This is a genomic window from Rhizobium sp. FG96, from assembly GCF_057808655.1.
Map to the genome: position 1 here is coordinate 167752 of NZ_JBMDIL010000015.1, position 13294 is coordinate 181045.

General features: G+C 62.1%; 13 protein-coding genes. 4 read left to right on the forward strand and 9 right to left on the reverse strand.

The genetic code is table 11. The features are described from left to right. Window positions 1–28 precede the first annotated feature (28 nt). From ACODR6_RS26140 to ACODR6_RS26165, 6 genes are all read right to left on the reverse strand, one after another. Window positions 29–460: an OsmC family protein gene (locus ACODR6_RS26140; RefSeq protein ID WP_112719810.1), complete on the reverse strand. Its 432-nt coding sequence runs from the start codon at window positions 458–460 to the stop codon at window positions 29–31. A gap of 121 nt (window positions 461–581) precedes the next feature. Next, on the reverse strand, window positions 582–1361 hold the full coding sequence (locus ACODR6_RS26145) for an SDR family oxidoreductase (RefSeq protein ID WP_489025222.1): 780 nt from the start codon (window positions 1359–1361) through the stop codon (window positions 582–584). Window positions 1362–1371: 10 nt separating this feature from the next. Further along, window positions 1372–2241, reverse strand: a complete 870-nt coding sequence (locus ACODR6_RS26150) for an aldose 1-epimerase (protein ID WP_489025224.1) — start codon at window positions 2239–2241, stop codon at window positions 1372–1374. Then, window positions 2238–3188, reverse strand: a complete 951-nt coding sequence (araH, locus tag ACODR6_RS26155; protein WP_489025226.1) for an L-arabinose ABC transporter permease AraH — start codon at window positions 3186–3188, stop codon at window positions 2238–2240. The genes ACODR6_RS26150 and araH overlap by 4 nt, the downstream gene beginning before the upstream one ends. A gap of 16 nt (window positions 3189–3204) precedes the next feature. Continuing rightward, on the reverse strand, window positions 3205–4710 hold the full coding sequence (gene araG / locus ACODR6_RS26160; protein ID WP_489025228.1) for an L-arabinose ABC transporter ATP-binding protein AraG: 1506 nt from the start codon (window positions 4708–4710) through the stop codon (window positions 3205–3207). Window positions 4711–4779: 69 nt separating this feature from the next. Further along, complete coding sequence (locus tag ACODR6_RS26165; protein ID WP_489025230.1) at window positions 4780–5763, reverse strand: arabinose ABC transporter substrate-binding protein; 984 nt, start codon at window positions 5761–5763, stop codon at window positions 4780–4782. A 212-nt stretch (window positions 5764–5975) separates the two neighbouring features. Between ACODR6_RS26165 and ACODR6_RS26170 the strand changes: the two genes are divergently transcribed. Then, the gene (locus ACODR6_RS26170; RefSeq protein ID WP_489025232.1) at window positions 5976–6731 is read left to right on the forward strand and encodes a FadR/GntR family transcriptional regulator; all 756 of its coding nucleotides are present in this window, start codon (window positions 5976–5978) and stop codon (window positions 6729–6731) included. Window positions 6732–6785: 54 nt separating this feature from the next. After that, window positions 6786–7934: a galactonate dehydratase gene (gene dgoD / locus ACODR6_RS26175; RefSeq protein ID WP_489025234.1), complete on the forward strand. Its 1149-nt coding sequence runs from the start codon at window positions 6786–6788 to the stop codon at window positions 7932–7934. 29 nt (window positions 7935–7963) lie between these two features. On the opposite strand, the gene ACODR6_RS26180 is transcribed toward dgoD, so the two are convergent. The 3 genes from ACODR6_RS26180 to ACODR6_RS26190 all read right to left on the reverse strand — a co-directional run bounded on the left by ACODR6_RS26180 (window position 7964) and on the right by ACODR6_RS26190 (window position 11035). Continuing rightward, the gene (locus ACODR6_RS26180) at window positions 7964–8629 is read right to left on the reverse strand and encodes a methyltransferase family protein (RefSeq protein WP_489025236.1); all 666 of its coding nucleotides are present in this window, start codon (window positions 8627–8629) and stop codon (window positions 7964–7966) included. A 105-nt stretch (window positions 8630–8734) separates the two neighbouring features. Then, a complete protein-coding gene (locus tag ACODR6_RS26185; RefSeq protein WP_130282321.1) occupies window positions 8735–9958 on the reverse strand; it encodes an adenylate/guanylate cyclase domain-containing protein in 1224 nt (407 codons plus the stop codon). Between the two features lie 15 nt (window positions 9959–9973). Next, on the reverse strand, window positions 9974–11035 hold the full coding sequence (locus tag ACODR6_RS26190; protein WP_489025238.1) for a LacI family DNA-binding transcriptional regulator: 1062 nt from the start codon (window positions 11033–11035) through the stop codon (window positions 9974–9976). Window positions 11036–11129: 94 nt separating this feature from the next. Between ACODR6_RS26190 and ACODR6_RS26195 the strand changes: the two genes are divergently transcribed. Together ACODR6_RS26195 and ACODR6_RS26200 are read left to right on the forward strand one after the other, a co-directional pair. After that, window positions 11130–12317 carry a phytanoyl-CoA dioxygenase family protein gene (locus ACODR6_RS26195; RefSeq protein WP_489025240.1) on the forward strand — a complete coding sequence of 396 codons (1188 nt, stop codon included), beginning with the start codon at window positions 11130–11132 and terminating at the stop codon, window positions 12315–12317. Between the two features lie 88 nt (window positions 12318–12405). Next, complete coding sequence (locus ACODR6_RS26200; RefSeq protein WP_489025242.1) at window positions 12406–13227, forward strand: SDR family oxidoreductase; 822 nt, start codon at window positions 12406–12408, stop codon at window positions 13225–13227. Window positions 13228–13294: the final 67 nt, after the last annotated feature.

A 13294-nucleotide genomic window follows, 5' to 3' on the forward strand; every position in this document is an offset into this window, starting at 1 on the left:
CGGCATTCAACAGGCGGTTTTGAAGCGGTCAGGAGAGCGTGACGTCGAGCGTGATCGGAACCGCCGACAACGCCTTGGAGACCGGGCAGCCGGCCTTTGCCTTGTTGGCAAGCTCGGTGAATTTCGCCTGGTCGGCACCGGGTACCTTGCCGGTGAGAGCCAGATGGATCGCGGTGATCGCAAAGCCGCCCTCGACGCTTTCAAGCGTCACCTTTGCCGTGGTTTCCATGCTCTCCGCCGTCAGCCCGGCTTCGCCGAGGATCAGCGACAACGCCATGGTGAAGCATCCCGCATGAGCCGCGCCGATCAGCTCTTCCGGGTTGGTGCCGGGAACGCCTTCGAAGCGGGTCGCGAAGCCATAGGGCTGCTCCTTGAGCGCGCCGCTCTGCGTCGAAATCTTGCCCTTGCCGTCCTTGAGCCCGCCGGACCATTGGGCTGAAGCTGTACGATTGATCTGCATGCCGTCCTCCGTTGCGATTGAAGCTTAAGGCGGTCAACGCCGCCACCCTGGGAAGGAGAAACCTTCCTGCCCGGCAATATAAGGCTCTATCGCGTGTTGAACACAGCTATACGAAAATCATTCAGGCGGGATGCTGCTGCACACTGAGGCCGCCGTCGACAGTCAGGCAGGTGGCGTTCATGAACGGGCACTCGTCGGAGATCATGAACACCGCCGCCATGGCGATTTCCTGCGGTGTCGCGATCCGCCCGCCCGGATGCAGCTTCATCGTCTCGGCCCTCGCCGCCTCCGGATCGGCAAAGCCGTTCCAGTAATCGATGACCTTCTGCGTCGCGACATAGCCCGGCGCCAGCGCATTCACGCGAACATTCTTCGGCGCATATTCGAGACCGAGGGACTTGGTCATCCCGAGAAGCGCATGCTTGGCGAGCGGATAGGGGAAAGTATGCGGAATGATCGTGAAGGCATGGGTCGAAGCGATATTCAGGATGACGCCGCCACCCTCCCCGATCAATCCCGGCAGAACGGCCTTCGAGCAGTTCCAGGCGCCCTTCAGATTGATATCGAAGCAGCGGTTCCATTCTTCGTCGCTGGTTTCCAGCGGCTCGGCAAAGACGTTGACGCCGGCATTGTTGACCAGCGCATTGATACGACCGATCTCGCGTTCGGCTTGAGCCACGGCTTCGCCGATCGCCTTCGCGTTGGCAATATCAGCCGTCATATGGCCGACCGTCGCGCCCTGCGCCCGAAGCCTGTCGGCCTCGGCAGCGAGCAGAACGCCATCCATATCGATGAGAAAGACGGCAGCCGCTTCGCGAACGAAAGCCTCGGCGATTGCCAGGCCGATACCCTGTGCCGCGCCGGTGATGAACACGCGCTTGCCTGCCAGACGTCCTACCAAAGCTCTCTCCTCAAATTCCCGCAGCCGAAAGGCTAATCGTCATTCGCCCCGCAAGGCTCTCACCGGGCGCCAACAAAACCAGCCCGCCAAAATCCCGCATATGATGGCCGTTCGGCAAGTGGCTCATCGGTTCGAAACAGAAGAAGCCGGCATTGCCCGGCGTATAGATCATGTAGTTGCTGAAGATCCCGTCCATCTCGATGTCGGCACTGATACCAAGCTCCGGCCATCGTATGGAGGCAGCGCCATTCCAACCCTCGAAGGCATTGTTGATCCATCGATCGGGAACCGGCCGCTGGGTCGAGAAATCGAGCTCTGCGGAAATGGCAACCGGCGCATCCGGCAGATAGCCCTGCCGCTCCGTCCACAACCGTGACGCCGGGGCGAGCAGCGTCGCGTTCGGCGTCAGCGGAAAGAACGGATGAAAGCCGAGCCCGAAGGGCATAGACGTGCCACCGCGATTGGTGACGGACAGGACATTCTCGAGACGGCGGCCAGAAACCGAAAAGCCCTGCGATGCCGAATAGCAATAGGGCGAACGCCCCGCCTCCTGCTCGTAGCTCAGTGTCAGAGACCGTTCATCGTGCATCTCGATATTCCAGAGCCCAAGCCACCCATCACCATGCAGGTAAAGCGGATCATCGGTATTCGGCTGGAACGAATAGTCGCGCCCATGAACGGTCATCACGTTGTATTCGACGCGATTGCCGAAGGGCAGCAGCGGAAAGCTCGCCATGCCGCCATCCGGTCCGCCCCGCGGCTTCAGGAAGGCGCGGTCGTGGAACGTGGCGCTGCGTATCGCGCCGCCCTGCCGGGACACGGAGATTTCGAGATCGCCATCGGCGATCCTGATCTCGTCCATGTCCGCGCCCTCGCTCACCCGCGCCGACCCGCCGCCGAAGAGCGGAGATTGTCGAGCAGCACTGCGATCAGCAGGATCAGGCCGCGCACGACATACTGGTAGAAGGCCTGGATGTTCAGCAGGTTCATGACGTTCTCGGCAACGCCCATGATCAGAACGCCGACGATGACGCCGGTCATTGCCGCGCGCCCGCCGGCGAGCGACACACCGCCGAGAACGCAGGCCGAGATGACCGAGAGCTCGAGGCCGGTCGCGGCATTCGGCTGGCCCGACGTGATGCGCGAGGCAAGCAGGATACCGGCGATGGCGCAGACAAGCCCCTGCAGCGCGAAGATCCAGATCCGCATATTGACGACGTTGACGCCGGCAAGCCGCGAGGCCTCCGGATTGCCGCCGATCGCCAGCGTATTCTTGCCGAAGACGGTGCGGTTCAACACGAAGCCGAAGACGATGAACAGGAGGATCATGATCCAGATCGGCGTCGGCACCGTCAGGATGCGCGACAGCGCCAGCTGATAGAATGCCGGATCGTTGATGCCGACAGCGCGGCCATCCGAGGCGATCAGCGCCAGGCCGCGAACGATCTGCATGGTCGCCAGCGTCGTGATCAACGCATTGATGCGGAACTTGGCGATGACCACGCCATTGACGACGCCGACAATGCTGCCGCAGATCAGCGCTGCCAGCAGGCCGAGCGGGATCGAACCCGTCGAGTTTGACACCATGACGGCGATCATGCCGGAGAAGGCGACGGTCGAACCGACCGAGAGGTCGAAGTCGCGCGAAGCAAGGCAGAACATCATCGTGCAGGCGACGATGCCGATTGTCACGACGGACTGCAGCAGGCCCAGCATGTTGCGTTCCGTCAGGAAGCTCGGAACGGTCAGCGAGACGATGACGAAGGCGATCGCGAAGATCACCACGAGGCCCTGTTCGCCGAGAAGGATTTTTTTCAACGAGTTCATCACTACCGTTCCCGAATTAGAGTATGCCGGCGGCATTCTTGTCGGGCAGAGCCGCGGTCAGAATGCTGCGTTCGTCGAAATCGGCGCGCGCCACATTGGCGGCGACGCGGCCCTGGCACATGACCATGATGCGATCGGAAATGCCCATCACCTCGGGCAGTTCGCTGGAAATGACGACGATCGCCATCCCCCCTGCCGCGAGCTCATAGAGGATCTCGTAGATCTCCGACTTGGCGCCGACATCGATGCCGCGCGTCGGCTCGTCGATGACCAGCACCTTGACGCCCTGCTCCGAAAGCCAGCGGCCGAGAATGACCTTCTGCTGGTTGCCGCCGGAGAGATTGATGATGTCCTGTTTGCGCGAGGGCGTGCGAACCCGAAGCTTGGCGATGAACTGGTCGGCGACCGAGGCTTCCTTCTTCGGGTTCAGAATGCCGAAGGGCGAGAAATGGCGGCGCGACGAGATCGCGATATTCTCCTCGATCGACCGCCCCTGAATGATGCCGTCGAACTTGCGGTCTTCGGGGCAGAGCACCATGCCGGCATTGATCGCTGCTTTCGGATTGTCGGCAGAAACGGCGACGCCGTCGATGTCCACCGTGCCCTGATGGCGATGATCCGCTCCGTAGAGCAACCGGGCCATCTCGCTGCGCCCGGCGCCGATCAAGCCGAAGAAACCCAGAATTTCGCCCTGACGGACAGAGAAGCTGATCGGATTGCGCAGCTTCGAGCCGGAAAGGTTTTTGACCTCCAGCCTGATTTCGCCGACCGGCCGCTCGCGCCAGCCCCAGATATTGCTGATCTCTCGCCCAACCATCTCGGCGATGATCTGGTCGCGTGTCGTATCAGCGACCTTGGGATGATGGGCAGCAAGCTTGCCGTCGCGAAGAACGGTGAGGCTGTCGCAAAGCCGGAAGATCTCGTCCAGGCGGTGCGAGACATAGAGAATGACAGTGCCCTTGGCCTTCAGCTTCTCGATCAGCGAGAAGAGGATTTCGCTCTCCCGCGACGACAGCGACGACGTCGGCTCATCGAGCGCTATGACCCGCGCGTCGAGCATGACGGCCTTGGCGATCTCGACCATCTGGCGGGCACCGATCGACAGCGTCGCGACCTTCGCTGACGGATCGACATCGATGCCGATTTCCTCAAGCTTGGCGCGAACGGTCTCGATCAGCGTCTTGCTGTTGATGACGCCGCCCTTGGCGGGGAAGCGGCCGAGCCAGAGATTTTCGGCAACCGTCAGTTCCGGAACCAACTGCAGTTCCTGGTGAATGACGATGACGCCGGCATGGAAGGCATCGCGCACGGAGCCGTATTTCTGCTCCTCGCCATCGATGACGATGCTGCCCTCGTCGGCGGACTGGTCGCCGGAGAGCACGCGGATCAGCGTCGACTTGCCCGCGCCGTTCTCGCCCATCAGCCCGTGGACGGCACCTTTTTCAACGTCGAAGGAGACATTGGAAAGCGCCCGGACGCCGGGATAGCCTTTGGAGATGTTGTTGAATTCGAGGAAAGCCATGCCAGCTCCATGGAGAAAGAGCCCGGCGGCTTTCAAGGCCGCCGGGGTGAAATCACCTTGGGAGGATGATTACTGGATGCCGAGGTCCTTGCGAACCTTTTCATAGTCGCCGCGCAGCGCCAGCGAGCCGGAGGTCAGCGTCAGCTTTGCCGGCTCCTTGTCGTTCGCGATCCAGTCGTACATGTTGAGCGCGGTTTCGTAGCCGTGACGCTTCGGCGAGATGATGACCGTGCCGAAGAAGCCGGTGGCCGAAGGCTTCTTGAACTCGTTGATCGCCGAATCCGCGCCGCCAATGCCAACGCCGATCATGTTGTCGGCGGCAATGCCGACCGATTCAGAGGCGCGGACGGCGCCGAGAACGGCTTCGTCATTGAGGCCGAAGGCAACCCAGTACTTCACGTCGGCATGCTTGTTGAGAACGGTGGTCGCGGCATTGAGGGCCGCTTCCGTATCGGTCTTTGCCTGCGGCGCGTCATAGATGCTCTCGGCCGGGAAGCCGGCAGCCTTCAGCACCGAGATCGCGCCTTCGACGCGATCGACAGCGGTCGGAAGCTGATCGTAGGAGATGCGGATGGCGCCGACATTCTTCATGTCCCAGCCGCGCTTCTTGATTTCGTCGACCAGCGCCTGACCGACGGTTTCGCCGATCTTGGTGGCGGAGATACCCATATGCGGAACGTCTTCCAGCGGCTTGCCTTCGGCATCGACGAGACGGTCGTCGACAGTCATCAGCTTCAGCTGGTTGGCAGCCGCCTTGGCGACGATGCCGGGGCCGAGCTTGACGTCCGGCGTGCAGACGATGAAGCCCTGCGCGCCCTGGGCGCCGAGGTTGTCGATCGCCGACTGAACCTTTTCGCCGTCCTCAGCGCCGATCTTGACGACGGTAAAACCCTTTTCCTTGGCGGCTTGGTCGGCGAACTTCCATTCGTCCTGGAACCACGGCTCTTCCGGCTGCTTGACGATGAAGCCGATCTTGACGTCCTCGGCGAAGGCGGAGCCGGCGGCCAGAATGGCAAACGTGCCAGCCAGGATGGCTGCTTTGAACAAGCGCATGTCTCTCTCCCTAACTCTCAAAAATGAGCATCTGCCTCCCAGGCAGTGCGCTAGAATTAAGTTAAATCATCATACCAGTCAATTGCCTTTGTATGATGATTGGAATAATAAGATAATATCAAGCCTGCCAGGAGGAGGCGTCGCAAAGGCAATCGAATTCAGCTAAGACGGTTCGGTTTGCTTCGCGGGCAGAGAAAGCGGAGAGGTTCATTTTGGATTCCATCGAGCGGCAGAGTGGGGATGCAAATCCACGCACGGGAAGCCGTCCGCGCGTGCGCAAAAGCGTAACGGCAGCCATTGCCGAAGACATCTTCTCGGAGCGCTATCCGGCCGGCTCGCCGCTGCCGCGCGAGAACGATCTCTGCGAGATTTATGGTGTCAGCCGCACCGTCATCCGCGAGTCCCTGAAGGTCCTGGAATCGAAGGGCCTGGTGCGCGGCAAGCCGCGGATCGGTACCTCGGTCTGCGACCGCGACGACTGGAACATCCTCGATGCCGAAGTGCTCGAATGGATGGGCCCCTATATCAAGGACTTCGATCTGCTCGGCTGCATCCTCGAGGCGCGCCGCACGATCGAACCTGCTGCTGCCGAATATGCCGCCGAGCGCGCCACCACCCAGGAGATCGCCGATCTCGACAGCGCCTGGCGCCAGATGCGCGATTCCGCCGGCGATCCCGAAGCCTTCACCGATGCCGACGTGATGTTCCATGCCGTGCTGCTGAAGGCGAGCCACAATCAGGTCTTCCGCCGGCTGCTGAGCGCCATCCATGCCGCACTCAAATATGCGCTGCACGCCTCGAACATCGCCGTCGAGAGCCGCGAGGATGCCGTCGCCGTCCACGGCGAACTCGTCGAGGCGCTGCGGCTGCGCAACCGCGCCAAGGCCCGCGAATGCGCCAACCGCATGCTGGACCTTGCCGTACGCGACCTCGCGGCTGCCGAAAAGGCGATCGGCCGGACCAAATAGACAGACAGGCGGCACCGCCGCAGACGCAACACGACAATAGCGAAAGCCCATTCCATGAAGATCACCAAGCTCACGACCTACATCGTTCCGCCGCGCTGGCTGTTTCTGAAGATCGAAACGGATGAGGGCGTGGTCGGCTGGGGCGAGCCGGTCGTCGAGGGCCGTGCGCTGACAGTCGAGGCCGCCGTCCATGAGCTCGCCGACTACCTGATCGGCAAGGATCCCTTCCTGATCGAAGACCACTGGACGGTGATATATCGCGGCGGCTTCTATCGCGGCGGCGCCATCCACATGTCCGCTCTGTCGGGCATCGACCAGGCGCTCTGGGACATCAAGGGCAAGGCGCTCGGCCAGCCGATCCACTCGCTGCTCGGCGGCCAGGTGCGCGACCGTATCAAGGTTTACAGCTGGATCGGCGGCGACCGTCCTTCCGATGTCGCTCGCAACGCCAAGGACGTCGTCGCCCGCGGCTTCAAGGCGATCAAGCTCAATGGCTGCGAGGAAATGCAGATCGTCGATACCAACGAAAAGATCGACAAGGCGGTCGAGACCATCGCCACCATCCGCGAGGCAATCGGCCCCCATGTTGGCATCGGCGTCGATTTCCACGGCCGCGTCCACAAGCCGATGGCCAAGGTGCTCGCCAAGGAGCTCGAGCCCTACAAGCTGATGTTCATCGAAGAGCCTGTCCTCTCCGAGAACCGCGAGACGCTGAAGGAAATCGCCAATCATTGCTCGACGCCGATCGCGCTCGGCGAGCGGCTCTATTCGCGCTGGGACTTTAAGTCGGTCCTGGCTGACGGCTATGTCGACATCATCCAGCCGGATCTCAGCCATGCCGGCGGCATCACCGAATGCCGCAAGATCGCGTCGATGGCAGAGGCCTATGACGTGGCGCTCGCCCCGCATTGCCCGCTCGGCCCGATCGCGCTTGCCGCCTGCCTGCAGGTTGATGCGATCAGCTACAACGCCTTCATACAGGAACAGAGCCTCGGCATTCACTACAACGAGGGCAACGACATCCTCGATTACATCTCCAACAAGGAGGTGTTCCAGTATGCCGACGGTTTCGTCTCGATCCCCCAGGGGCCCGGCCTCGGCGTCGAGGTGGACGAAGCCTATGTCATCGAGCGCGCCAAGGAAGGCCACCGCTGGCGCAATCCGATCTGGCGCCACGAAGATGGCAGCTTCGCCGAATGGTAAGACAGGAAGGGCCGCGAAAGCGGCCCTTTTCAGTAGATGCCGGGGATGAGCCGCCAGGTGTGGCTGCGATAGGCTCCATACTCTGCACCGAACTGCGATTTCAGAAAGGCTTCTTCTGCACGGATCCGCGCGATCACCGGCCATAGTGTCACAAGCACCAGGATCACCCCAACCATCGAACGGAAGGCCAGCGCCCAGCCGAGTGAGGTGACCAGCAGCCCGACATAGCTCGGATGCCGGATAAACCGGTAAGGCCCTGCCGTTACCAGTTCATGCCCTGGCTGGATGGCCACAAGGCCGCTGAACCTGCGGCCAAGCACAAAGACCGGCCAGAGCCGCAACGAGCCGCCGGCGGCATAGATGATGACGCCGGCCCAACGCACGCCGTCTCCGCCGAATGTCCAGAAATCCAGCCTGTCGGTGTAGGCAGGCAGGTAGCCGAGCAGAAAACCGAGGATAGCAAATGCCACAAGCACCCAGCGGTTCGATCTGTCCTCCCGCTCGCCACCACTGAGATTGCCCTTGCTGAAACCGGCCGCGACCGCCAGCGCGATGGTCACCACCGTCAGCACCACGAGCGGCGGGTGGCTGAAGAACGGTCCAAAGCCTCCGAGCCCAGTGATGGCAAGGATGAGAAAGACAGACGTTCCGAACAGCGACAGAAGCGTCAGTGTCAATGCAGATGAATTTTCCATGGCCTTGCTATGCGATGATCACGAACACCGAACCATTCGCCGCACCGTATTGTTCCCTCTCGCCGCCAGGGAAAAGCGGGCAGGCATGGGCAGAATGGCGATCGCTCAGAGATCGGCGCCGAGCCGCGCCGTCTCCAGCGTATAGAGCGCCTGCGCCCGCTTGACGCCGCGCAGCGCGTAGCGGCCGATGCAGGCAAGCACGTCGCGATCCGCCTGCGGAATGGTCTCGGCGAATTCCGAGGAGATCAGCACGTTGAAATCCACCGACCGGCACATTGATGCGATGCGACTGACTTCGTTGACCGCGGGTCCGATGACGGTGAAATCCAGACGCTCCTGGCTGCCGATATTGCCGTAGAAGACATCGCCGATATGCAAGCCGAGATAAACATCGGTCGTCGGGCGGCCATCGATCTGGCGCGCCGCGTTCAGCGTCGCGAGCTTGCCGCGCAATAGCCGCTCCGCCTCCAGCGCCGCGCAGCAGGCGTCCGATGGATCATCCGCCTTGAAGATCGCCAGCACGCCGTCGCCGATCAGCTTCAAGACGTTGCCACCCGCCTCATGGATCGCCGAAATGACGACTTCGCTATATTCGTTGAGGAAGGGCAGGATTTCCTCGGGCGAGGCGTTGTCCGAAATCTTGGTGTAGTTCAAGAGGTCTGAGAACCACAGCGCCGCCGAAATCCGTTCTGATTTGCCGCGGCTGATCTTGCCTTCCATCACCTGCCGCGCTGCGTCTTCACCGAGATAGACCTCGGCAATCGTCCGGGCGATGCGGCCGAGCCCGATGCATTTGATGGCAAGACCGAGCACCGGCACCAGCTTGCGCAAGATGACGAGATCGTGGTCCGAGAAGCCTTCGGGATGGCGCGTCGAGAAATGCGAGAAGAAGCAGTCCATCTCGCCGATCGTGCCCTGCTTCTCGAAGCGGTGGATCATCGCGACATAGTCGGTATGGCCCAGCTCGGCCATCTTCTCGAGCATCTGGAAATCGGCGGGATCACCAAAACCGAGACGGCGGCGGACCTCATTTTCCGTACCGGCCCAGAGATAATAGAAGGCCGAGCGCTTCCAGCTCTCCAGCGCCTCGCCTTCGCCGGTCGGGCCATATTCGAATTCGGACTCGACCTCCTGCTCGCTGTCGAAGCGGAAGGCGCGCCCCTCGTGAACGGGATGCAGCGTATCCATCAGCGCCATGCCGCGGTCGATCTGCAGGCCCTTCTCGCGGCAGGCGATGCAGAAGCCGTCGAGCAGCTCGGACTCGGTCGCGCCCTTCAACCCCTGCTCCGTCAACCAGGTCGCAATGGTTCCGATGTCGCTATATTCCATCCCATCCACCTCGCTTCAGCCCACCACTACCCCGATTTCATCCTTTGCGGAAGCATGGTGGTCCGGCATGTTGAACGGCGTGACGATCTCGACGGCGGAGAGTGGCCCAGGCCCGCCCCGGGCCGCCTTCGAGACACGGTCGAGAATGGCGCGAAACGCCGAGCGCGCATCGCTGCGCAGATCGTGATGCAGCACGAAATTGATCTTGCCGGATGCAAGCAGCGACCGGTTGTCGGCATCGAGATCATGCGCCACGAAAACGCGGAGCTTCCGGCTGGCCGCCTCGAAGGCCGCCAGCACCGCGCGGTTGCCACCGCCGATCGAATAGACGGCGTCGATGGTCGCATCCGATGCCAGCGCCCTGGCCGCCAGCGAGCCCGTTGCCGCATCGGTGCCATGCCCTTCGCTAATCTCGGTAATACCTATAGCCGGATAATGTTCTCGGATCACACGGCGAAAGCCGATCTCCCGCTCCTCCTCGCCACGGAACCGCCCACTCGAGAGAGTGACCAGCACATGGCCCGGAGTGCCACTGAATATCGAGCCGATCAGATAGGCCGCCGTCTCGCCCGCAGCCCTGTTGTCCGCACCGGTATAAGCAACTCGCGGCGAGTTCGGCAAATCGGTCACCAGCGTCACCACGGGGATACCGGCTTCATCGGCGCGCCGGACGGCGGCAACCACTTCCGGCACATCAGGCGCCTTTAGGACGATGCCATGCGTGCCGCGCAGCCGGATGCGATCGAGCAGCTGCACAAGCTCAGCGGGCTTCATCACCTCAGCGAAATGGAAACGGCAGCGGAAAACGGTCGGCAACAGCGTTGCGACTTCCGCCTCGAAGGCGGCGCGCACGGCATCGCTGAACCGCACCGGCGTTTCCATGACGATATCGATCGCCAGCTTTCGCCCTGCCACTTCGGCACCGGCCTGCTGCTTCTCCAATTCGGCAATCGCCGCCTTCACCCGCTGCTCCGTCTGGCGGCGCACACCGGCCCGTCCATTCAGCACCCGGTCGACAGTTGCTGTGCTGAGACCGGCCTGAAAGGCGATGTCCTTGACGAGAAAGGGATGGGCCATGGCTGCCGTTCTGATGGTTTTTTGATGGATTTCTGATCTATATCAGCAAATCCTGCGGCGTATAGTTCCTTCATCAGATTTGGAGGAGCACCTGATGAAAACCGATAACCTGCAGAAAATGCGCGCCGACCGCGTCTGGCTGACGGAAGATGCCTGCGATCTCGGCGATTTCCGCGCCCTGGCCGAAAAGACCACGGCGCTGGCCGATTACCCGACCGCCGATAGCGTCGAGAAGAACGTCCTGATCTACGACAGCAGCAAGGTGACCGAAGCGATTGCCGATCCCGAAGGCCGCCGCGCCGTGCTGGCGGAGATCTGCGAAGCCTTCGGCGAAGGTCCGGGCGTCGTCGTCTTCAAGCGCGCATACGAGGATACCTCGATCATCGACCGCGCCAGCCAGATTTTCGACGAGATCATTGAGGAGCAGCACCGCACCTCGACCGGCGGCGGCGACCATTTCGCAAAGCCGGGCGCCAACGACCGCATCTGGAACTCGCTCGAGAAGCACTGCCTCGCCGATCCCGAGAATTTCGCGCTCTACTACGCCAACCCGATCGTCGCGATCGCCAGCGAAGCCTGGCTCGGCCCGAGCTATCAGATGACGGCGCAGGTGAACCGGGTCAATCCGGGCGGCGCCGCGCAATCGGCGCATCGCGACTACCACCTGGGCTTCCAGTCCTCCAAGGTGATCGAGCAGTTTCCCGCCCATGTTCACAAGCTCTCGCCGGTGCTGACGCTGCAGGGCGCCGTCGCCCATTGCGACATGCCGATCGAAAGCGGCCCGACGCTTTTCCTGCCGCATAGCCAGACCTATGTGCCAGGCTACCTCGCGCTCAAGCGCCAGGAGTTCCGCGACTACTTCGACAAGCACCACGTCCAGCTGCCGTTGAAGAAGGGCGACGTCGTCTTCTTCAATCCGGCGCTCTTCCATGCCGCAGGCACCAACCGCTCGGCTGACATCAAGCGCGTCGCCAACCTGCTGCAGGTATCCTCAGCCTTTGGCCGCGCCATGGAGACGGTCAACCGCGAGCGGATGAGCGCCAAACTCTTCCCGGCGCTGAAGACGCTGAAAGGCAAGCTCTCGGAAACGGGCATCGCCAACGCCGTCGCCTCCTGCGCCGAAGGCTATTCCTTCCCCACCAACCTCGACCGCGACCCGCCCGTCGGCGGCCTGGCGCCGAAGACGCAGGCACAGCTGATGCATGAGGCGCTGAAGGAAGGCTGGAGCGACGAGGCCTTTACCAAGGCACTCGCCGATCAGGCAGAGAAGAAGCTGACCTGATCAGCTCACAAGAACGACACCATTGAAGCCTCTCGTTTCGACGAGGGGCTTTTGCCGTGAGATCACCGCAACACATCGGAGGAACCATATGAGCACAGATACCAGCCGCCTCGACGGCAAGATCGCCATCGTCACCGGCGGCACCCAGGGCCTCGGCGCAACTATTGCCCGGGTCTTTGCAGAGCGCGGCGCCAAGGGCATCGTCATCTGCGGCCGCAACGAGCAGAAGGGCAAGGCGAAGGCCGAGGAACTTTCGTCGAAGACCGGCGCCAGGGTCGTTTATGTCAAGGCCGATCTCGGCAAGGTCGAGGATGCGCAGAATGTCGTGCGCGCCTGCGACGAGACCTTCGGCCGCGTCGATGCGTTGGTGAATGCCGCAGCGATCACCGACCGCGGTACGATCCTCGACACCAGCCCCGAACTCTTCGACCAGATGTTCGCCGTCAACGTGAAGGCGCCGTTCTTCCTGATGCAGGAGGCCGTCAAGGTCATGCGGCGCGAGAAGATCGAGGGAACGATCGTCAATATCGGCTCGATGTCGGCAAAGGCCGGCCAGCCCTTCATCGCCGCTTACTGCGCATCCAAGGGCGCGCTGGAAACGCTGACGAAGAACACCGCCTATGCCCTGCTGCGCAACCGCATCCGCGTCAACGGCCTCAACATCGGCTGGATGTCGTCAGAGGGCGAGGACCGCATCCAGCGGGAATATCACGGCGCGGCGGAAGACTGGCTGGCAAAGGCCGCCGCAAGCCAGCCCTTCGGCCGCCTTGTCGACCCGGAAGAGGTGGCCCGCGCCTGCGCCTATCTTTCCTCTGCAGAATCCGGCCTGATGACCGGTTCGGTGATCTGCTTCGACCAGTCGATCTGGGGCGCCTATGACGGCTCGCCGCATCCGGTCGCCGCCCTCTAAGTGACTGCCGGAGCCCGGCAATTTTCGGCGCCGGGCTCTGGCACCGCTCACCGTTTGCGTTTACGAA

Bases quoted from the DNA above. Each gene is read 5' to 3' on its own strand.
- ACODR6_RS26180 (WP_489025236.1), bottom strand. From the start codon at position 8,629: ATGGAAAATTCATCTGCATTGACACTGACGCTTCTGTCGCTGTTCGGA.
- ACODR6_RS26140 (WP_112719810.1), bottom strand. From the start codon at position 460: ATGCAGATCAATCGTACAGCTTCAGCCCAATGGTCCGGCGGGCTCAAG.
- araH (WP_489025226.1), bottom strand. From the start codon at position 3,188: ATGAACTCGTTGAAAAAAATCCTTCTCGGCGAACAGGGCCTCGTGGTG.
- ACODR6_RS26185 (WP_130282321.1), bottom strand. From the start codon at position 9,958: ATGGAATATAGCGACATCGGAACCATTGCGACCTGGTTGACGGAGCAG.
- ACODR6_RS26165 (WP_489025230.1), bottom strand. From the start codon at position 5,763: ATGCGCTTGTTCAAAGCAGCCATCCTGGCTGGCACGTTTGCCATTCTG.
- araG (WP_489025228.1), bottom strand. From the start codon at position 4,710: ATGGCTTTCCTCGAATTCAACAACATCTCCAAAGGCTATCCCGGCGTC.
- ACODR6_RS26195 (WP_489025240.1), top strand. From the start codon at position 11,130: ATGAAAACCGATAACCTGCAGAAAATGCGCGCCGACCGCGTCTGGCTG.
- ACODR6_RS26190 (WP_489025238.1), bottom strand. From the start codon at position 11,035: ATGGCCCATCCCTTTCTCGTCAAGGACATCGCCTTTCAGGCCGGTCTC.
- ACODR6_RS26200 (WP_489025242.1), top strand. From the start codon at position 12,406: ATGAGCACAGATACCAGCCGCCTCGACGGCAAGATCGCCATCGTCACC.
- dgoD (WP_489025234.1), top strand. From the start codon at position 6,786: ATGAAGATCACCAAGCTCACGACCTACATCGTTCCGCCGCGCTGGCTG.